The 539-nt window shown below is 49.7% G+C and carries 1 rRNA gene; it reads right to left on the reverse strand.

The window, feature by feature from the left end:
• Positions 1–265, reverse strand: a 23S ribosomal RNA gene (locus JNB89_RS30795); the annotation flags it as partial.
• Positions 266–539 lie beyond the last annotated feature (274 nt).

Raw genomic sequence — 539 nt, forward strand, 5'->3', positions numbered from 1 at the left:
GGCTGGTCCCATTTCGCTCGCCACTACTTTGGGAATCTCGGTTGATTTCTTTTCCTGCGGTTACTTAGATGTTTCAGTTCACCGCGTTCGCTTCACGTGACCTATGGATTCAGTCACGGATACCTCAAAAGAGGTGGGTTTCCCCATTCGGACATCTTCGGATCAAAGCTCGTTTGCCAGCTCCCCGAAGCTTTTCGCAGGCTACCGCGTCCTTCATCGCCTGTGATCGCCAAGGCATCCACCACATGCACTTGTTCGCTTGACCCTATAACGGGTATGTCTCTCGACACACACGCTACAGGCTGAGTATTCGTGTTGCGCCGTATTCCAAAGCGATCTTCCGATCACTTGAAAATACATCGATACAATCACAACCCTGATTCACCTACTCGCACACCCATCTCTAAGTATGCTTTCGTGAATCTCTTTACTACTTCTTCCTGATTGTTAAAGAACGTTCAGCCGACATCACGGTTGCTGTAACCATGCATCTTCACTGACTGGCTCAATCGCCAATGCACAACCCTCTGTGAACCCGC

It is taken from the genome of Paraburkholderia phenoliruptrix, from assembly GCF_019511605.1.
In the GTDB taxonomy this organism is placed as follows: domain Bacteria; phylum Pseudomonadota; class Gammaproteobacteria; order Burkholderiales; family Burkholderiaceae; genus Paraburkholderia; species Paraburkholderia phenoliruptrix_A.